This is a genomic window from Streptomyces sp. SYP-A7185, from assembly GCF_046103685.1.
Taxonomy (GTDB): domain Bacteria; phylum Actinomycetota; class Actinomycetes; order Streptomycetales; family Streptomycetaceae; genus Streptomyces.
On record NZ_CP122310.1, the window covers coordinates 6,742,644 to 6,762,519 of the forward strand.

At 65.8% G+C, this 19,876-nt stretch carries 12 protein-coding genes, 1 tRNA gene and 3 rRNA genes; 13 read left to right on the plus strand and 3 right to left on the minus strand.

Annotation, left to right across the window (positions count from 1 at the left end):
* Positions 1-35: 35 nt before the first annotated feature.
* From rpsO to QBL25_RS29755, 5 genes are all read left to right on the plus strand, one after another.
* Complete coding sequence (rpsO, locus tag QBL25_RS29735; RefSeq protein ID WP_160507553.1) at positions 36-323, plus strand: 30S ribosomal protein S15; 288 nt, start codon at positions 36-38, stop codon at positions 321-323.
* A gap of 526 nt (positions 324-849) precedes the next feature.
* Positions 850-3,066, plus strand: a complete 2,217-nt coding sequence (locus QBL25_RS29740) for a polyribonucleotide nucleotidyltransferase (protein WP_409060018.1) — start codon at positions 850-852, stop codon at positions 3,064-3,066.
* A complete protein-coding gene (locus tag QBL25_RS29745) occupies positions 3,063-4,442 on the plus strand; it encodes a M16 family metallopeptidase (protein WP_409060019.1) in 1,380 nt (459 codons plus the stop codon). The genes QBL25_RS29740 and QBL25_RS29745 overlap by 4 nt, the downstream gene beginning before the upstream one ends.
* 21 nt (positions 4,443-4,463) lie before the next feature.
* On the plus strand, positions 4,464-5,216 hold the full coding sequence (dapB, locus tag QBL25_RS29750; protein ID WP_409060020.1) for a 4-hydroxy-tetrahydrodipicolinate reductase: 753 nt from the start codon (positions 4,464-4,466) through the stop codon (positions 5,214-5,216).
* 18 nt (positions 5,217-5,234) lie between these two features.
* Positions 5,235-5,687, plus strand: a complete 453-nt coding sequence (locus tag QBL25_RS29755; protein ID WP_344523195.1) for a hypothetical protein — start codon at positions 5,235-5,237, stop codon at positions 5,685-5,687.
* A gap of 21 nt (positions 5,688-5,708) precedes the next feature.
* Here the strand turns inward: QBL25_RS29755 and QBL25_RS29760 are convergent, their stop codons facing one another.
* On the minus strand, positions 5,709-6,269 hold the full coding sequence (locus tag QBL25_RS29760; protein ID WP_409060021.1) for a hypothetical protein: 561 nt from the start codon (positions 6,267-6,269) through the stop codon (positions 5,709-5,711).
* A gap of 111 nt (positions 6,270-6,380) precedes the next feature.
* The gene (locus tag QBL25_RS29765; RefSeq protein ID WP_409060022.1) at positions 6,381-6,620 is read right to left on the minus strand and encodes a hypothetical protein; all 240 of its coding nucleotides are present in this window, start codon (positions 6,618-6,620) and stop codon (positions 6,381-6,383) included.
* A gap of 190 nt (positions 6,621-6,810) precedes the next feature.
* Here QBL25_RS29765 and thyX point away from each other — a divergent pair, with 190 nt between their 5' ends.
* The 8 genes from thyX to QBL25_RS29805 all read left to right on the plus strand — a co-directional run bounded on the left by thyX (position 6,811) and on the right by QBL25_RS29805 (position 17,090).
* The gene (gene thyX, locus QBL25_RS29770) at positions 6,811-7,551 is read left to right on the plus strand and encodes an FAD-dependent thymidylate synthase (RefSeq protein WP_409060023.1); all 741 of its coding nucleotides are present in this window, start codon (positions 6,811-6,813) and stop codon (positions 7,549-7,551) included.
* Between the two features lie 190 nt (positions 7,552-7,741).
* Positions 7,742-8,641, plus strand: a complete 900-nt coding sequence (gene dapA / locus QBL25_RS29775) for a 4-hydroxy-tetrahydrodipicolinate synthase (RefSeq protein ID WP_409060024.1) — start codon at positions 7,742-7,744, stop codon at positions 8,639-8,641.
* 145 nt (positions 8,642-8,786) lie between these two features.
* The gene (locus QBL25_RS29780) at positions 8,787-10,472 is read left to right on the plus strand and encodes a ribonuclease J (protein WP_409060025.1); all 1,686 of its coding nucleotides are present in this window, start codon (positions 8,787-8,789) and stop codon (positions 10,470-10,472) included.
* A gap of 528 nt (positions 10,473-11,000) precedes the next feature.
* Positions 11,001-12,526 (plus strand): 16S ribosomal RNA (locus QBL25_RS29785).
* A gap of 296 nt (positions 12,527-12,822) precedes the next feature.
* A 23S ribosomal RNA gene (locus tag QBL25_RS29790) occupies positions 12,823-15,945 on the plus strand.
* A 91-nt stretch (positions 15,946-16,036) separates the two neighbouring features.
* Positions 16,037-16,153: ribosomal RNA gene (gene rrf, locus QBL25_RS29795) — 5S ribosomal RNA — on the plus strand.
* Together the 16S, 23S and 5S rRNA genes form the textbook arrangement of a ribosomal RNA operon.
* Before the next feature lie 115 nt (positions 16,154-16,268).
* Positions 16,269-16,931 (plus strand): DegT/DnrJ/EryC1/StrS family aminotransferase, encoded by a 663-nt coding sequence (locus QBL25_RS29800; RefSeq protein ID WP_409060026.1) that lies wholly within the window; start codon positions 16,269-16,271, stop codon positions 16,929-16,931.
* Positions 16,932-17,017: 86 nt separating this feature from the next.
* A tRNA-Thr gene (locus QBL25_RS29805) sits at positions 17,018-17,090 on the plus strand.
* 115 nt (positions 17,091-17,205) lie between these two features.
* On the opposite strand, the gene QBL25_RS29810 is transcribed toward QBL25_RS29805, so the two are convergent.
* Positions 17,206-19,869, minus strand: a complete 2,664-nt coding sequence (locus QBL25_RS29810) for a SpoIIE family protein phosphatase (protein WP_409060027.1) — start codon at positions 19,867-19,869, stop codon at positions 17,206-17,208.
* Positions 19,870-19,876 lie beyond the last annotated feature (7 nt).

Consider the following 19,876-nt stretch of genomic DNA (forward strand, 5'->3'; position numbering starts at 1 on the left):
ACTCGGTGGCCACGAAAAGACTACGAGGAGTAAGCGTGTCGCTCGACGCCGCTACGAAGAAGCAGATCATGACCGAGTTCGGCCAGAAGGAGGGCGACACCGGCTCCCCCGAGGTCCAGGTCGCCATGCTCTCCCGCCGGATCTCGGACCTGACCGAGCACCTCAAGACCCACAAGCACGACCACCACTCCCGTCGTGGTCTGCTGATCCTGGTCGGTCAGCGCCGCCGTCTGCTGCAGTACCTGGCCAAGAAGGACATCAAGCGCTTCCGTGCGCTGGTGGACCGTCTGGGCATCCGTCGCGGTGCGGCGGGCGCCAAGTAAGACATCGTGAAGGGAGCGGTTCCCCACGCAAGAGGGGACCGCTCCCTTTGCCGTATGCGCGATCAGCGTGATTCGAGAGATCAGCGTGATCTGAGAGATCAGCGTGATCTTGTGAGACCCGCATGATCCACGCGATCCGCGCACGCTCTACGTGCGAAGTGTCACCGGCGCTTTGTAGTCTGGTCGCACAACGTCATAGAGAACGTCACACGCATACCTGTACCGGACCGGGCAGAATCGGACTGCACGGTTCGATGACGTAACGGCGTCGCACATGGCGACGAGACGACGTCAACCGAACGAGGAGAAGCGCACCTCAAGGAAAGCCGCCGCCGGTCCTCGGTAGTGGCCCCCGGGGTACGGCGAGAGCACGAGCGTCGAGGAAGACTCACGCGTCGAGCGATCGCGTACCGCCCGGGTGCTTCGATCGAAGACCGGCCCGCACCAGCAGGAGCGCTTCTCCGGCACCGTCCCCGTGCCACACGGGCCCAGGGACGAAAGACGACAAGTAACGGAGAAATTGCTAGTGGAGAACGAGACCCACTACGCCGAGGCTGTTATCGACAACGGCACTTTCGGCACCCGCACCATCCGCTTCGAGACGGGCCGCCTGGCCAAGCAGGCCGCAGGCTCCGCCGTCGCGTACCTGGACGACGACACCATGGTGCTGTCGGCCACCACCGCTTCCAAGCGGCCCAAGGACCAGCTCGACTTCTTCCCCCTCACGGTGGACGTCGAGGAGCGGCAGTACGCCGCCGGCAAGATCCCCGGTTCGTTCTTCCGTCGTGAGGGCCGTCCCTCCGAGGACGCGATCCTGACCTGCCGCCTGATCGACCGCCCGCTGCGTCCTTCCTTCAAGAAGGGCCTGCGCAACGAGATCCAGATCGTCGAGACGATCATGGCGCTCAACCCCGACCACCTCTACGACGTGGTCGCGATCAACGCCGCCTCCTGCTCCACGCAGCTGGCCGGCCTGCCCTTCTCGGGCCCGATCGGCGGCACGCGCGTGGCGCTCATCAAGGGCCAGTGGGTCGCCTTCCCGACGCACACCGAGCTCGAGGACGCCGTCTTCGACATGGTCGTCGCCGGTCGCGTCCTCGAGGACGGCGACGTCGCGATCATGATGGTCGAGGCCGAGGCCACCGAGAAGACCATCCAGCTCGTCAAGGACGGCGCGGAGGCCCCCACGGAGGAGGTCGTCGCCGCCGGTCTCGAGGCCGCGAAGCCCTTCATCAAGGCGCTCTGCAAGGCCCAGTCGGACCTCGCCGCCAAGGCCGCCAAGCCCACCGGCGAGTTCCCGGTCTTCCTGGACTACCAGGACGACGTCCTGGAGGCCCTCACGGCCGCCGTGAAGTCGGAGCTCTCCCAGGCGCTGACCATCGCGGGCAAGCAGGAGCGCGAGGCCGAGCTGGACCGCGTCAAGGAGATCGCCTCCGAGAAGCTGCTCCCGCAGTTCGAGGGCCGCGAGAAGGAGATCTCCGGTGCCTACCGCGCGCTGACCAAGAAGCTGGTCCGCGAGCGCGTCATCAAGCACAAGGTCCGCATCGACGGCCGTGGCGTCACGGACATCCGTACGCTCGCCGCCGAGGTCGAGGCCATCCCGCGCGTGCACGGCTCGGCGCTGTTCGAGCGTGGCGAGACCCAGATCCTGGGCGTCACCACCCTGAACATGCTCCGCATGGAGCAGCAGCTCGACACCCTCTCCCCGGTGACGCGCAAGCGCTACATGCACAACTACAACTTCCCGCCGTACTCGGTCGGCGAGACCGGCCGCGTGGGCTCGCCCAAGCGCCGCGAGATCGGCCACGGCGCGCTCGCCGAGCGCGCGATCGTGCCCGTGCTCCCCTCGCGCGAGGACTTCCCGTACGCCATCCGTCAGGTCTCCGAGGCCCTTGGGTCGAACGGCTCGACGTCCATGGGCTCGGTCTGCGCCTCGACGATGTCGCTGCTGAACGCCGGTGTGCCGCTGAAGGCCGCCGTCGCCGGTATCGCCATGGGTCTGATCTCGCAGGAGATCGACGGACAGACGCACTACGTCGCCCTCACCGACATCCTCGGTGCGGAGGACGCGTTCGGCGACATGGACTTCAAGGTCGCCGGTACGAAGCAGTTCGTGACCGCGCTCCAGCTCGACACCAAGCTCGACGGCATCCCCGCCTCGGTCCTGGCCGCCGCGCTGAAGCAGGCCCGTGACGCGCGTCTGCACATCCTCGACGTGATGAACGAGGCGATCGACGTTCCGGACGAGATGTCCCCGAACGCGCCGCGCATCATCACGGTCAAGATCCCGGTGGACAAGATCGGTGAGGTCATCGGCCCGAAGGGCAAGATGATCAACCAGATCCAGGAGGACACCGGCGCCGACATCACGATCGAGGACGACGGCACCATCTACATCGGTGCCGCCGACGGACCGGCCGCCGAGGCCGCCCGCGCCACGATCAACGGCATCGCCAACCCGACCATGCCGGAGGTCGGCGAGCGCTACCTGGGCACCGTCGTGAAGACGACGACCTTCGGTGCGTTCGTGTCCCTGCTCCCGGGCAAGGACGGTCTGCTGCACATCTCGCAGATCCGCAAGCTCGCCGGCGGCAAGCGCGTGGAGAACGTCGAGGACGTCCTCGGTGTGGGCCAGAAGGTCCAGGTCGAGATCGCCGAGATCGACTCGCGCGGCAAGCTCTCCCTCATCCCCGTCGTCGAGGGCGAAGAGGGCGACGACACGAAGGACGACACCGACAAGTGACGTCGCGTAGCACCACGACGACGGCCCGCCCCTCTTCGGAGGGGCGGGCCGTCGCCCGTACCCAAACCCTCCTCAAGGGCAAGGACGGCATCGGCACGGTCCGCCGTACGACGCTGCCGGGCGGCCTGCGGGTCGTCACCGAGACCCTGCCCTCCGTGCGGTCGGCGACCTTCGGGATCTGGGCGAACGTCGGATCCCGTGACGAGACGCCCTCCCTGAACGGCGCCACGCACTACTTGGAGCACCTGCTCTTCAAGGGCACCAAGAAGCGCAGCGCCCTCGACATCTCGGCCGCGCTCGACGCGGTCGGCGGCGAGATGAACGCCTTCACGGCCAAGGAGTACACGTGCTACTACGCGCGCGTGCTCGACACCGACCTGCCGCTGGCCATCGACGTCGTCTGCGACATGCTCACGGGCTCCCTGATCCTCCAGGAGGACGTCGACGCCGAGCGCGGCGTCATCCTCGAAGAGATCGCGATGACCGAGGACGACCCGGGCGACTGCGTGCACGACCTGTTCGCGCACACGATGCTCGGCGACACGCCTCTGGGCCGTCCCGTCCTCGGCACCGAGGAAACGGTCAACGCCCTCACCGCCGAGCGGATCCGCCGCTTCTACAAGAAGCACTACGACCCGACCCACCTCGTGGTCGCGGCCGCGGGCAACGTCGACCACAACAAGGTCGTACGCCAGGTCCGCGCCGCCTTCGAGAAGGCCGGCGCCCTCCACCGCACCGACGCGACCCCGATGGTCCCGCGCCAGGGCTCCCGCAGCCTGCGCACGGCCGGCCGCGTCGAGGTCGTCAACCGCAAGACCGAGCAGGCCCACGTCATCCTCGGCATGCCGGGCCTGGCCCGCACGGACGAGCGCCGCTGGGCCATGGGCGTCCTGAACACCGCCCTGGGCGGCGGCATGTCCTCGCGCCTCTTCCAGGAGGTCCGGGAGAAGCGCGGCCTGGCCTACAGCGTGTACTCGTACACGTCGGGCTTCGCCGACACCGGCCTCTTCGGCGTGTACGCGGGCTGCCGCCCGAGCCAGGTGCACGACGTCCTGAAGATCTGCCGCGACGAGCTCGACCAGGTCGCGGAGCACGGTCTGTCGGACGACGAGATCGCGCGTGCGATCGGCCAGCTCGCGGGCTCCACCGTCCTCGGCCTCGAGGACACCGGCGCGCTGATGAACCGCATCGGCAAGAGCGAGCTGTGCTGGGGCGAGCAGATGTCGGTCGACGACATGCTGGCCAAGATCGCGGCGGTCACCCCGGACGACGTCCGCGAGGTCGCCCGCGAGGTCCTCGGCCACCGCCCTTCGCTGTCGGCCATCGGCCCGCTCAAGGACAAGCAGGCCGCGCGCCTGCACGAAGCGGTCTCCTAACCCCCTTAAGGAATCAGGCACATGAGCAAGCTGCGCGTGGCGGTCATCGGAGCCAAGGGCCGGATCGGCTCCGAGGCCGTCCGGGCCGTCGAGGCCGCCGAGGACCTGGAACTGGTCGCGGCCCTCGGCCGGGGCGACTCGCTGGACACGCTGGTGGAGACCGGCGCCCAGGTCGTGGTCGAACTGACCAACCCCGACTCCGTGATGGCCAACCTGGACTTCTGCGTCCGGCACGGCATCCACGCCGTGGTCGGTACGACGGGCTGGACCGACGAGCGCGTCGCGCAGCTGGAGGCCTCGCTGGCGAAGTCGCCGAAGACGGGTGTCCTGATCGCCCCGAACTTCTCCATCGGCGCGGTCCTCACCATGAAGTTCGCGCAGATCGCGGCGCCGTACTTCGAGTCCGTCGAGGTCGTCGAGCTGCACCACCCGAACAAGGCCGACGCCCCCAGCGGCACCGCCACGCGCACCGCCCAGCTCATCGCCGAGGCACGCAGGGAAGCGGGCAGCGCCCCGCAGCCGGACGCCACGTCGACCGCGCTCGACGGCGCCCGCGGCGCGGACGTCGACGGCGTGCCGGTGCACTCCGTGCGGCTGCGCGGCCTCCTGGCCCACCAGGAGGTGCTGCTCGGCGGTGAGGGCGAGACCCTCACGGTCCGGCACGACTCGCTGCACCACAGCAGCTTCATGCCGGGCATCCTGCTCGGCGTACGCCGTGTGGTGAGCACTCCGGGGCTGACGTTCGGCCTGGAACACTTCCTGGACCTGAGCTGACCGGACCGGCTGACCCTCATGCGAGCAAAGATCACTTACGCCGTCACGGCTGCCGTCCTGGTCGTCTACTTCGTCCTGGTCGGCAGCCGCGGCGTGCTCCTGATACAGCACGGCACCGCGCTCACCGTCACGTTCGGTGTCGCGGTGCTGATCCTGCCGTTCATCGGCGTGTGGTTCCTCTGGAAGAACACCCAGTTCGTCCGGCGCGCCAACCGTCTGGCCGCCGAGCTGGAAGCCGAAGGCGGCCTGCCCGTCGACGAGTTGAAGCGCACGCCCGGCGGACGCATCGACCGTGACTCGGCCGACGAGGTCTTCGCCCGGCGCAAGGCCGAGACGGAGGACGCGCCGGACGACTGGCGCTGCTGGTTCCGCCTGGCCGTCGCCTATCACGACGCCCGGGACACCCCGCGCGCGCGAAAGGCGATGCAGCGCGCGATCGCGCTGCACGCGGGCCGGCCGGTGAACGTCTAGCTCGGCCCGCGCACGTCCGGATCAGGCGGTACGGCGGTACTCGTCGGCCCAGACCTCGATGGAGTCCGCCGCCCGGTTGAAGGCCTCGTACCGCGCCAGGAAGTCGGCGTTGCGGTCGGTGAGCAGCGGCTGCTGCCCCTCGGCCCGCTGATCCCGGAGCACGAGGACGAGCGCCTGCCCCTGCACGGTGCGGGGCAGCCCGAGCCACCGCACGGGCTGCTGCGTCGTGCGCACGGTCGCGACCTGCGCCCACGGCACGGTCTGCGTCGTCAGGAAGGCGACGCGGCGTAGGCCGTGCGCGCTCACCCAGGTGCCCATCCGCAGCAGCCGCAGCGCGCTCACGATGACGACCGCCGCAAGGCCCGCGCAGACCGCGGCGGCCGCGAGGGAGTCGGCGAACGCGATGATCACCGCGGCGACCAGGACGAACGAGGCGAGCAGCAGGAGCAGCGCTGCCGCCCCCACCCGCCACGGGCCGGGCCGGTAGGGCCGGCGCCAGTGGTCGCGGTCGTCGAACGGCAGAGCGGCGTCGTCCGCTGCCTCGTCAAAAGCGCGGTCCGCCGTCAGAAAGGGCAGGGGCACGACTGAATCCTCACTCAATCCACGCACGGGCTGTGCCCGGTGAGGCTACCGAGCCCTGCTCCGGCCTACCACCCTTGGGGGTCCGGACGAGTCAGGGGGCGTCAGAGCGCGTCATCGGCCGTCCGAGGCCTCGGACTGCTGGGTCTGCGCTGGTGACTGGTCCGGCGACAGGGCGGGCATGCCGAACAGCAGGGAACCCGCAAGGCCCGCGACGACGACGAGGCCGACCAGGGTTCGGCCCACGACCTGAGCGGCCGAAGCACGCTCGCGGGGTGGGGGAGTGACATTGCTGCGAAACTTGTCGGCTTCGGCGATGAAGGCGAACGGGACGGGCTCGCGCCGACGGAACATGGGGTGCGTTTCTCCTCACGCGACTCGAACTTAACTCTGTTGTCCAGTCAGACGCTCGAAACGGCCAAATGGTGCCCGGTTTCGCCAAATTCGCCGAAGAATGTCGTGGCGGGCCACCGAACGGCTGATTGTCAGTGGCTGGCCATAGAGTGGGCGCCGCCCGAGTGATGCACATGGAAGGACCCCGCCAGTGAGCGAGACCCCCACCGAAGACCTCAAGCCCAGCTTTCGCAGCGAGGTCACCGTCGAGTTGGTGAAGCACGCGGCCACCGACTCCGACGTCCTGTGGGCCGCCCGTGTCTCCACTGCCGGGGAGCAGTCCCTGGAGGAGCTCCAGAAGGACCCGGAGCGCTCCAAGGGCCTGATCAACTATCTGATGCGGGACCGCCACGGCAGCCCCTTCGAGCACAACTCGATGACGTTCTTCATCAGCGCCCCGATCTTCGTCTTCCGCGAGTTCATGCGGCACCGCGTGGGCTGGTCGTACAACGAGGAATCCGGCCGCTACAGGGAGCTCCAGCCGACGTTCTACGTCCCGGACGAGTCCCGCAAGCTGGTCCAGGAGGGCCGCCCCGGGAAGTACGTCTTCGTGGAAGGCACCCAGGCCCAGCAGGAGCTCACGGGCCGCGTGATGGAGGACTCCTACCGCCAGGCGTATGAGGCATACCAGGAGATGCTCGCCGCCGGCGTCGCCCGCGAAGTCGCCCGCGCCGTGCTGCCGGTCGGCCTCTTCTCGTCGATGTACGCCACGTGCAACGCCCGTTCGCTGATGCACTTCCTCGGCCTGCGCACGCAGCACGAGCTCGCCAAGGTCCCGTCCTTCCCGCAGCGGGAGATCGAGATGGTCGGCGAGAAGATGGAGCAGGAGTGGGCCAAGCTCATGCCCCTCACGCACGCCGCGTTCAACGCCAACGGACGTGTGGCTCCGTAAGGCACTGATGTACGGGTGGGCTGAGTGAGGTGTCCGTATTGCGGCATTTCGAGAAGTTCATCTAGCCTGATCAAACGGACCCGGCACTGCTTGAACCCCCGAGCAGGCAGTGCCGGGCTCCTCACTTGTCAGGTCCGCACACATCCCCCGAGGGGGGACCACGCGCTGAGCAGCGAGTAGCGTGTTACCCATGGCTCCGACCTCCACTCCGCAGACCCCCTTCGGGAGGGTCCTCACCGCCATGGTCACGCCCTTTACGGCGGACGGCGCACTCGACCTCGACGGCGCACAGCGACTCGCCGCCCACTTGGTGGACGCAGGCAATGACGGCCTCGTCATCAACGGCACCACCGGCGAGTCCCCGACCACCAGCAACGCGGAGAAAGCCGAGCTCGTACGGGCGGTAGTGGAAGCGGTCGGAGACCGCGCCCATGTGGTGGCAGGCGTCGGCACGAACGACACCCGCCACAGCATCGAGCTCGCCCGCGACGCCGAGCGCGTCGGCGCCGACGGCCTCCTGACGGTCACGCCGTACTACAACAAGCCCCCGCAGGAGGGCCTGCTCCGGCACTTCACCGCGATCGCCGACAGCACCGAGCTGCCGGTCATGCTCTACGACATCCCCGGCCGCAGTGGCGTACCGATCAACACCGAGACGATCGTCCGCCTGGCCCAGCACCCGCGGATCGTCGCCAACAAGGACGCCAAGGGCGACCTCGGCCGCGCCAGCTGGGCCATCGCCCGCTCCGGCCTCGCCTGGTACTCCGGCGACGACATGCTGAACCTCCCGCTGCTCTCCGTCGGCGCCTGCGGCTTCGTCTCCGTGGTCAGCCACGTGGTCACGCCCGAGCTGCGCGCCATGATCGACGCGTACTCCACGGGTGACGTCCAGAAGGCCACCGAGATCCACCAGAAGCTGCTCCCGGTCTTCACCGGCATGTTCCGTACGCAGGGCGTGATCACCACCAAGGCGGCGCTCACCCTCCAGGGACGCCCCGCGGGACCGCTGCGGCTGCCCCTGGTCGAGCTGTCGCCCGACGAGACGAACCAGCTCAAGATCGATCTCGCCGCCGGCGGGGTACAGCTCTAACCACAGACTTCACAACTGAATACGCGAAACACCGCGGGACACCGAATGACACGGTCCCGCACCCACACAGACAACTGCTACTGCACGAACGTCATGCGCGCCACGTGCCCCGGAGGTACGTGGCGCGTGTGGTGAGGAGAGTCTTTTGAGTCATCCGCATCCTGAACTCGGCGCCCCGCCGAAGCTCCCGAAGGGCGGCCTGCGGGTCACCCCGCTCGGCGGCCTCGGTGAGATCGGCCGCAACATGACCGTCTTCGAGTACAACGGTCGCCTGCTGATCGTCGACTGCGGAGTGCTCTTCCCCGAGGAGGAGCAGCCCGGAATCGACCTGATCCTGCCGGACTTCACGTCCATCAGGGACCGCCTCGACGACATCGACGGCATCGTGCTCACGCACGGCCACGAGGACCACATCGGCGGTGTCCCGTATCTCCTCCGCGAGAAGCCGGACATCCCGCTCATCGGCTCCAAGCTCACCCTCGCGCTCATCGAGGCGAAGCTCCAGGAGCACCGGATCCGTCCGTACACGCTCGAGGTCGTCGAGGGCGACCGTGAGCGGCTCGGCCCGTTCGACTGCGAGTTCATCGCGGTCAACCACTCCATCCCGGACGCCCTGGCCGTCGCCGTCCGCACCCCCGCGGGCATGGTGGTCGCCACGGGCGACTTCAAGATGGACCAGCTGCCGATGGACGGCCGCCTCACCGACCTGCACGCGTTCGCGCGGCTGAGCGAGGAGGGCATCGACCTCCTTCTCTCCGACTCGACGAACGCCGAGGTCCCGGGCTTCGTCCCGCCGGAGCGCGACATCTCGAACGTGATCCGGGGCGTCTTCGCCGGCGCCCAGAAGCGGATCATCGTCGCGAGCTTCGCCAGCCACGTCCACCGCATCCAGCAGATCCTGGACGCGGCCCACGAGTACGGCCGCAGGGTCGCCTTCGTCGGCCGCTCCATGGTCCGCAACATGGGCATCGCGAGGGACCTGGGCTACCTGAAGGTCCCGCCGGGCCTGGTGGTGGACGTCAAGACGCTCGACGACCTCCCCGACAGCCAGGTCGTGCTCGTCTGCACGGGCTCGCAGGGCGAGCCGATGGCCGCCCTCTCCCGGATGGCCAACCGCGACCACCAGATCCGCATCGTCCAGGGCGACACGGTGATCCTGGCGTCGTCGCTCATCCCCGGCAACGAGAACGCGGTCTACCGCGTGATCAACGGCCTCACCCGCTGGGGAGCGAACGTCGTCCACAAGGGCAACGCGAAGGTGCACGTCTCCGGCCACGCGTCGGCGGGCGAGCTCCTGTACTTCTACAACATCTGCAAGCCCAAGAACCTGATGCCGGTGCACGGCGAATGGCGCCACCTGCGCGCCAACGCCGAGCTGGGCGCCCTCACCGGCATCCCGCACGACCGCATCGTGATCGCCGAGGACGGCGTCGTCGTCGACCTCGTCGAGGGCAAGGCGAAGATCGTCGGCAAGGTCCAGGCGGGATACGTCTATGTCGACGGCCTCTCGGTCGGCGACGTCACGGAGTCCTCCCTCAAGGACCGCAGGATCCTCGGCGACGAGGGCATCATCTCGGTCTTCGTGGTCGTGGACTCCAGCACCGGCAAGATCACCGGGGGCCCGCACATCCAGGCCCGCGGCTCCGGCATCGACGACTCGGCCTTCTCGGCCGTGATGCCGAGGGTCCAGGAGGTCCTGGAGAAGTCGGCCCAGGACGGTGTCGTCGAGCCCCACCAGCTGCAGCAGCTCATCCGCCGCACGCTGGGCAAGTGGGTCTCGGACAACTACCGCCGGCGCCCGATGATCCTTCCCGTGGTGGTCGAGGTCTGACCCCACACCGGGTGAACTAGGAGCGGGGCGCCTCGATTTGCATCGGGGCGCCCCGCTCCAGTACGTTTACGTCTCCGCCTGAACGGGAAGCCCCCGGCACTCACGTGCTCGGAGCGACCGGAAGAGGGCGGGGAAATTCCGACTCAGAACCTCTGATAAAGTCGGACTCGCCGGAAAGGGAAACGCGAAAGCCGAAAGGCCGGAGCGGGAACCGGAAAGGCACCGAGGAAATCGGACACGACAGAGTCTGATAGAGTCGGAAACGCAAGACGGCAAGACAAAAGAAACACCGAAGGGAAGCGCCCGGAGGAAAGCCCGAGAGGGTGAGTACAAAGGAAGCGTCCGTTCCTTGAGAACTCAACAGCGTGCCAAAAGTCAACGCCAGATATGTTGATACCCCGTCTTCGGCCGTCATGGTCGGGACGAGGTTCCTTTGAAGAAAACATCAGCGAGGACGCTGTGAACCGGAAGATTATTCCTCTTCCTGGTTCCGCTCAACGCGGATGCGATCCCGATTACGGGAAAACATTCACGGAGAGTTTGATCCTGGCTCAGGACGAACGCTGGCGGCGTGCTTAACACATGCAAGTCGAACGATGAAGCCCTTCGGGGTGGATTAGTGGCGAACGGGTGAGTAACACGTGGGCAATCTGCCCTGCACTCTGGGACAAGCCCTGGAAACGGGGTCTAATACCGGATGACACTTTCTCTCGCATGGGAGAAGGTTGAAAGCTCCGGCGGTGCAGGATGAGCCCGCGGCCTATCAGCTAGTTGGTGAGGTAGAAGCTCACCAAGGCGACGACGGGTAGCCGGCCTGAGAGGGCGACCGGCCACACTGGGACTGAGACACGGCCCAGACTCCTACGGGAGGCAGCAGTGGGGAATATTGCACAATGGGCGAAAGCCTGATGCAGCGACGCCGCGTGAGGGATGACGGCCTTCGGGTTGTAAACCTCTTTCAGCAGGGAAGAAGCGCAAGTGACGGTACCTGCAGAAGAAGCGCCGGCTAACTACGTGCCAGCAGCCGCGGTAATACGTAGGGCGCAAGCGTTGTCCGGAATTATTGGGCGTAAAGAGCTCGTAGGCGGCTTGTCACGTCGGTTGTGAAAGCCCGGGGCTTAACCCCGGGTCTGCAGTCGATACGGGCAGGCTAGAGTGTGGTAGGGGAGATCGGAATTCCTGGTGTAGCGGTGAAATGCGCAGATATCAGGAGGAACACCGGTGGCGAAGGCGGATCTCTGGGCCATTACTGACGCTGAGGAGCGAAAGCGTGGGGAGCGAACAGGATTAGATACCCTGGTAGTCCACGCCGTAAACGGTGGGAACTAGGTGTTGGCGACATTCCACGTCGTCGGTGCCGCAGCTAACGCATTAAGTTCCCCGCCTGGGGAGTACGGCCGCAAGGCTAAAACTCAAAGGAATTGACGGGGGCCCGCACAAGCAGCGGAGCATGTGGCTTAATTCGACGCAACGCGAAGAACCTTACCAAGGCTTGACATATACCGGAAAGCATCAGAGATGGTGCCCCCCTTGTGGTCGGTATACAGGTGGTGCATGGCTGTCGTCAGCTCGTGTCGTGAGATGTTGGGTTAAGTCCCGCAACGAGCGCAACCCTTGTTCTGTGTTGCCAGCATGCCCTTCGGGGTGATGGGGACTCACAGGAGACTGCCGGGGTCAACTCGGAGGAAGGTGGGGACGACGTCAAGTCATCATGCCCCTTATGTCTTGGGCTGCACACGTGCTACAATGGCAGGTACAATGAGCTGCGAAGCCGTAAGGCGGAGCGAATCTCAAAAAGCCTGTCTCAGTTCGGATTGGGGTCTGCAACTCGACCCCATGAAGTCGGAGTTGCTAGTAATCGCAGATCAGCATTGCTGCGGTGAATACGTTCCCGGGCCTTGTACACACCGCCCGTCACGTCACGAAAGTCGGTAACACCCGAAGCCGGTGGCCCAACCCCTTGTGGGAGGGAGCTGTCGAAGGTGGGACTGGCGATTGGGACGAAGTCGTAACAAGGTAGCCGTACCGGAAGGTGCGGCTGGATCACCTCCTTTCTAAGGAGCACTTCTTACCAACTCCGGTTGGTCAGAGACCACTACGTCGGCAAATGTTCGACGGTGGTTGCTCATGGGTGGAACGTTGACTATTCGGCACGATCGGTTGGACCTGTAAGTACTGCTTCGGCGTGGAACACAGAGTTTGATGGGTCGGGCCGGGCACGCTGTTGGGTATCTGAAGGTATGGCCGTAAGGCTGCCTTCACTGCCGACCCCAGTGCACTTCGCCGCTTGGCGGGGGTGATGGGTGGTTGGTCGTTGTTTGAGAACTGCACAGTGGACGCGAGCATCTGTGGCCAAGTTTTTAAGGGCGCACGGTGGATGCCTTGGCACCAGGAACCGATGAAGGACGTGGGAGGCCACGATAGTCCCCGGGGAGTCGTCAACCAGGCTTTGATCCGGGGGTTTCCGAATGGGGAAACCCGGCAGTCGTCATGGGCTGTCACCCGCTGCTGAACACATAGGCAGTGTGGAGGGAACGCGGGGAAGTGAAACATCTCAGTACCCGCAGGAAGAGAAAACAACCGTGATTCCGGGAGTAGTGGCGAGCGAAACCGGATGAGGCCAAACCGTATACGTGTGAGACCCGGCAGGGGTTGCGTGTGCGGGGTTGTGGGATCTCTCTTTCACAGTCTGCCGGCTGTGAGACGAGTCAGAAACCGTTGATGTAGGCGAAGGACATGCGAAAGGTCCGGCGTAGAGGGTAAGACCCCCGTAGTCGAAACATCAGCGGCTCGTTTGAGAGACACCCAAGTAGCACGGGGCCCGAGAAATCCCGTGTGAATCTGGCGGGACCACCCGTTAAGCCTAAATATTCCCTGGTGACCGATAGCGGATAGTACCGTGAGGGAATGGTGAAAAGTACCGCGGGAGCGGAGTGAAATAGTACCTGAAACCGTGTGCCTACAAGCCGTGGGAGCGTCGCGCATTGAGTTTACTCAGTGCGTCGTGACTGCGTGCCTTTTGAAGAATGAGCCTGCGAGTTTGCGGTGCGTTGCGAGGTTAACCCGTGTGGGGAAGCCGTAGCGAAAGCGAGTCCGAATAGGGCGTTTCAGTAGCGCGCTCAAGACCCGAAGCGGAGTGATCTAGCCATGGGCAGGTTGAAGCGGCTGTAAGAGGTCGTGGAGGACCGAACCCACCAGGGTTGAAAACCTGGGGGATGACCTGTGGTTAGGGGTGAAAGGCCAATCAAACTCCGTGATAGCTGGTTCTCCCCGAAATGCATTTAGGTGCAGCGTCGTGTGTTTCTTGCCGGAGGTAGAGCACTGGATAGGCGATGGGCCCTACCGGGTTACTGACCTTAGCCAAACTCCGAATGCCGGTAAGTGAGAGCGCGGCAGTGAGACTGTGGGGGATAAGCTCCATGGTCGAGAGGGAAACAGCCCAGAGCATCGACTAAGGCCCCTAAGCGTACGCTAAGTGGGAAAGGATGTGGAGTCGCACAGACAACCAGGAGGTTGGCTTAGAAGCAGCCACCCTTGAAAGAGTGCGTAATAGCTCACTGGTCAAGTGATTCCGCGCCGACAATGTAGCGGGGCTCAAGCGTACCGCCGAAGTCGTGTCATTCCAGCAATAGCCCCAACGGGTGCTGGGATGGGTAGGGGAGCGTCGTGTGCCGGGTGAAGCTGCAGCGGAAGCTAGTGGTGGACGGTTCACGAGTGAGAATGCAGGCATGAGTAGCGATACATACGTGAGAAACGTGTGCGCCGATTGACTAAGGGTTCCTGGGTCAAGCTGATCTGCCCAGGGTAAGTCGGGACCTAAGGCGAGGCCGACAGGCGTAGTCGATGGATAACCGGTTGATATTCCGGTACCCGCTGTGAAGCGTCAAACATCGAGCCCATTAATGCTAAGGCCGTGAAGCCGTCCTGGAGCCTTCGGGCAAAGGGAAGTGGTGGAGCCGCCGACCCAAGGTGGTAGTAGGTGAGTGATGGGGTGACGCAGGAAGGTAGTCCAGCCCGGGCGGTGGTAGTCCCGGGGTAAGGGTGTAGCCCGTCATCTAGGTAAATCCGGATGACATGAGGGTGAGACCTGATGCCGAGCCGATTGTGGTGAAGTGGATGATCCTATGCTGTCGAGAAAAGCCTCTAGCGAGTTTCATGGCGGCCCGTACCCTAAACCGACTCAGGTGGTCAGGTAGAGAATACCGAGGCGTTCGGGTGAACTATGGTTAAGGAACTCGGCAAAATGCCCCCGTAACTTCGGGAGAAGGGGGGCCATCACTGGTGATTGGATTTACTCCATGAGCTGGGGGTGGCCGCAGAGACCAGCGAGAAGCGACTGTTTACTAAAAACACAGGTCCGTGCGAAGCCGTAAGGCGATGTATACGGACTGACGCCTGCCCGGTGCTGGAACGTTAAGGGGACCGGTTAGTGCACTTTCGGGTGTGCGAAGCTGAGAACTTAAGCGCCAGTAAACGGCGGTGGTAACTATAACCATCCTAAGGTAGCGAAATTCCTTGTCGGGTAAGTTCCGACCTGCACGAATGGCGTAACGACTTCTCGACTGTCTCAACCATAGGCCCGGTGAAATTGCACTACGAGTAAAGATGCTCGTTTCGCGCAGCAGGACGGAAAGACCCCGGGACCTTTACTACAGTTTGATATTGGTGTTCGGTTCGGCTTGTGTAGGATAGGTGGGAGACTGTGAAGCGGGCACGCCAGTGTTCGTGGAGTCAACGTTGAAATACCACTCTGGTCGTGCTGGATGTCTAACCTGGGTCCGTGATCCGGATCAGGGACAGTGTCTGATGGGTAGTTTAACTGGGGCGGTTGCCTCCCAAAGAGTAACGGAGGCGCCCAAAGGTTCCCTCAGCCTGGTTGGTAATCAGGTGTTGAGTGTAAGTGCACAAGGGAGCTTGACTGTGAGACCGACGGGTCGAGCAGGGACGAAAGTCGGGACTAGTGATCCGGCGGTGGCTTGTGGAAGCGCCGTCGCTCAACGGATAAAAGGTACCCCGGGGATAACAGGCTGATCTTCCCCAAGAGTCCATATCGACGGGATGGTTTGGCACCTCGATGTCGGCTCGTCGCATCCTGGGGCTGGAGTCGGTCCCAAGGGTTGGGCTGTTCGCCCATTAAAGCGGTACGCGAGCTGGGTTTAGAACGTCGTGAGACAGTTCGGTCCCTATCCGCTGTGCGCGTAGGAATATTGAGAAGGGCTGTCCCTAGTACGAGAGGACCGGGACGGACGAACCTCTGGTGTGCCAGTTGTCCTGCCAAGGGCATGGCTGGTTGGCTACGTTCGGAAAGGATAACCGCTGAAAGCATCTAAGCGGGAAGCCTGCTTCGAGATGAGTATTCCCACCCCCTTTGAGGGGTTAAGGCTCCCAGTAGACGACTGGGTTGATAGGCCAGATCTGGAAGCCCGGTAACGGGTGGAGGTGACTGGTACTAATAGGCCGAGGGCTTGTCCTCAGTTGCTCGCGTCCACTGTGTTGGTTCTGAAACCACGAACAACCCCGTATGTCGGGCCACGACTGCGGTGCGGTTGACAGTTTCATAGTGTTTCGGTGGTCATAGCGTGAGGGAAACGCCCGGTTACATTCCGAACCCGGAAGCTAAGCCTCACAGCGCCGATGGTACTGCAGGGGGGACCCTGTGGGAGAGTAGGACGCCGCCGAACTATCTTTAATAGAGCTGGTCCCTGAACTTCGGTTCAGGGACCAGCTCTTTTTTGTTTTGCGTCACTTGCCGTTCACGTTCCGCAGCCAACATCTGGAGGCATGGGGACAGTTGGCATGTTGCGAGCCGCAGGTGTCGGTGCCGGTGACGAGGTCATCGTGCCGGCGTTCGGAAACGTCGAGATCGCTGAGGCCGTGGTCCTGGCCGGGGCCGTGCCCGTCTTCGCGGACATAGACAGGGAGTCGTACTGCCTTGATCCCGATGCCGTGGCGGCCGCTGTGAACTCCCGTACGGCCGCCGTGGCCCTCGTGCATCGCTTCGGGCACCCGGCCGACGTCCGGCGGCTTCGAGACGTCGGGCAGCGGCACGGCATTCTCGTACTGGAGCAGGGTGAGTCGGATGCTCCCTTCAGTGAGCTCGCGCAGCGGCGTGCGCACGCGGCGTACCTGAGTGGGCGGTTGAGCGGTGTCGAGACGCCTGACGGGGCCGAGGGGCACAGCTACCAGCAGTACGTCGTGCGGGTGCCCGGCAACGGGCGGCCCGACCGTGATGCCTTCGCACGCTCCGTGCGGGCCAGGGGAGTCGACTGCCGGGTGCCGGTGAAGACGCCCGTGCACCGCACGCCGAAGTTCTGGCGGGACGTCTGCCTGCCGGAGACCGAGCGGGCCGCGGACGAGACGCTGACGCTGCCCGTCGGCGCTTCTCTGTCGCGGCGTGAACTCCAGCGGGTCGTCTCCGCGTGCAACGCTCTCGGCGGGCTGTTGCAGCCGGCGTTCTGAAAGGTGCCCGATGCGGTTCTGAGCAGCCGTCTGTTCGGGGTATGCTTTATTCCGTTGCCACGCGGGAAACCGCGAAAAGGCGACAGGCCCCTATAGCTCAGTCGGTAGAGCGTCTCCATGGTAAGGAGAAGGTCAGCGGTTCGATTCCGCTTGGGGGCTCAGAGCGTAAGTCGAGAAAGTCCTCGCCCGGTTGGGCGGGGACTTTTTTGTTTCCCGGACACTGCCGACTCCGTGCAGAGCCCCGGGAGCCCTTGGGCCCCCGGGGCTTTTGTTCTCAGTCCTTCTGGAGGCCCGGGACCCGCATCGCCAGGATGGCCATGTCGTCCGACGGGGCGTCCGTCGCGAAGCGCTCCACCGCGCGCATGATGCGGGCGGCGACCGCGCCCGCGGTCAGGCCCGTGCACGTCGTGAGGACGTCCGCGAGGCCGTCGTCGCCGAGCATGCGGGTGCCTTCGCGGCGCTCGGTGACGCCGTCCGTCACGCAGAGCAGGACGTCGCCCGGGTCGAGCGTCATCGTCTGCTCGTAGAGCTCCAGGTCGTCCATGACGCCGAGGAGCGGCTGCGGCTCCGCGTACGGCTCGACCGTGCCGTCCTGGCGCAGGCGCAGCGGGAGCGGGTGGCCGGCGCAGACGATCTTCAGGATGGCCGAGCCGTCCTCCTGCGGCCACAACTCCCCGTACAGGAGGGTCAGGAAGCGGCTGCGCGCGCCTTCGTCGAGGATCGCGGCGTTCAGGCGTTCCAGGACGGCGGGGCCGCCGAAGCCCTCGCGGGCAAGGAGGCGCAGGGCGTGCCGGGCCAGGCCGGTGACCGCGGCGGCCTCCGGGCCCGTGCCGCAGACGTCGCCGATCGCGAAGCCGTACACGCCGTCGCGGATGGGGAAGACGTCGTAGAAGTCGCCGCCGACTTCGTTGCCCTCGCCGGCCGCGCGGTAGATGACGTCGACTTCGACGCCGGGGATCTGCGGGAGCCCCGGCGGCAGCAGGCTGCGCTGAAGGGACTGGCTGATGGCCATGCGCTCGGAGTAGAGGCGGGCGTTGTCCAGGGCGAGAGCGGCCCGGCGGGAGAGATCTTCGGCCAATTCCAGGATCTCTTGGCGGAAGTGCTCGTCGGAGGGCTTGCCCAGCGTGAGCATGCCGATGACGCGGTTGCGGGCGACCAGGGGCAGGACGACCGTCTCGCCGCCCACCGCCGATGCCGTGGAGAGCGTGGTGCCGATGCCCGAACCCAGGCTCATGGGCTCACCGAGGCCGAGGCTGCGCATGGAGGTGCGCAGGGCGGCCTGGTGGGCGGCTTCCGAGGGGGCGGCCCAGACGCGGGCTCCGGGGGTCGGCACGGGGTCGGGAGGGGCGATCTTGGAGAGGAGTGCCTTCAGGCCGTCGATGCGCTCCTCGTCCTCGTGGAGGACGTACGAGAGATAGGGCTCGGACGACTGGTCGGCGATCGTGTAGACCGCGCACCAGGTGGCGAGCGTGGGGACCGTCATCTGGGCCATGAGCGCCAGGGTCTGGTCGCGGTCCAGGGTGCCCGCGAGGAGGTCCGAGGCCTCGACGAGGAAGGAGAGCGAGCCGCGGCGCAGGCGCTCCAGCTCGCCGAGGCGCGCGGACTCGACGGCGAGGGCGATGCGGTCGGCGGCGAACTGGAGGCGCAGGGCTTCTTCGTTCGAGTACCGGTCGGGGGCCTCGGCGGCGACGCCCAGGGAGCCGGTGAGGCGGCCCTCGACCTTCAGCGGGACCGTGACCACGGAGCGCATGCCCGTGCCGCTGAGGAGGGGGACGGCGCCGGGGACGACCGTGAGGTCCTCGTGGACGGCCGGCATGCGGGCGGAGCCGTACCGTCCGGGGCCTGCTTCCACCGGGACGCGGGCGAAGCGCTGGCGGGCCGAGGGGAGGCCCGTGGAGGCGCGCACCTCCAGTTCCGTCTCGTCGTCCGTGGCCAGGAGCAGGAAGGCGGCGTCGCCGTCGAGCATGTCGCGGGCGCGTTCGACCGTCCGCTGGAGGAGGCCGTCGAGGTCGTCCGGGGCGGGGGAGCCGATGAAGACCTCGAAGGGGTCCGCGGTGTGCGCCTCGGTGAGCGCACCGGGCTCGGGGGCGGGGCCGCGCAGCGGGGTCTGGAGGACGGCGCGCTCGTCGTCGCGGACGAGCAGGCAGACCGTGGAGGGTTCGCCGTCGGTGTCGCGGACGCGCAGGTGCGAGGCGTAGACGGGGGTCACGCGGCCGTCGGAGCCGCGGATGCCGTAGCTGCCCTCCCAGCGGGAGAGTTGGAGCGCTTCCACGATGCCGGTGCTGGTGCCCGGGGTGTGCGGCCAGGCGGCGAAGTCGGTGAGGGGCTTGCCGATGACCTGTTCGGCGACGAATCCGAAGAGCTCTTCCGCGTCTTCGTTCCAGGCGGAGATCGCGCCCACGCGGTCGATCTGGACGACGGCCACGCGGACTCTGCCGTCGGTGAGCGGGAGGAGCTCGGCGGGGAGTGCGGGGCCCGCGGCGCGGGTGCCCACCGAGCGGTCGGGCAGGTCGAGTTGGAACCAGACCTGTTTGTGGGTGGGGCTGTAGTCGACGCCCCAGCGGGTGGCGAGCGCCGCGCACAGCTGGAGGCCGCGGCCTCCTTCGCGGTCGGGGCTGCCCATGTTCGCCGCGGACTGCTGGAGCGGGATCTCCCGTTCCGGATAGTGGTCGGCGACCTCGATGCGGACGGCGTCCTCGCTGCGCAGGCAGAGGACGTCCGCGGCGGTTCCGGCGTGCACCACGGCGTTGGTGACCAGCTCGCTGGTGAGGACGACCGCGTCGTCGACGATGTCCGTGAACCCCCAGCCCTGGAGGGTGTCGCGGACAAAGGAGCGGGCCGTCGCGACGGAACGCCCGACGGGGTCGAAAGTCGCAGCCGCGCGCGCGGTGATCACAGAACTCCTCGTACGAGTATCGACGCCCAGATCTCCCACCATGGTGCGG

Excerpts from the sequence above, each read along its gene's own strand:
- dapA (WP_409060024.1), top strand. The coding sequence starts at position 7,742 with ATGGCTCCGACCTCCACTCCGCAGACCCCCTTCGGGAGGGTCCTCACC.
- QBL25_RS29800 (WP_409060026.1), top strand. The coding sequence starts at position 16,269 with ATGTTGCGAGCCGCAGGTGTCGGTGCCGGTGACGAGGTCATCGTGCCG.
- QBL25_RS29765 (WP_409060022.1), bottom strand. The coding sequence starts at position 6,620 with ATGTTCCGTCGGCGCGAGCCCGTCCCGTTCGCCTTCATCGCCGAAGCC.
- QBL25_RS29810 (WP_409060027.1), bottom strand. The coding sequence starts at position 19,869 with ATGGTGGGAGATCTGGGCGTCGATACTCGTACGAGGAGTTCTGTGATC.
- dapB (WP_409060020.1), top strand. The coding sequence starts at position 4,464 with ATGAGCAAGCTGCGCGTGGCGGTCATCGGAGCCAAGGGCCGGATCGGC.
- QBL25_RS29755 (WP_344523195.1), top strand. The coding sequence starts at position 5,235 with ATGCGAGCAAAGATCACTTACGCCGTCACGGCTGCCGTCCTGGTCGTC.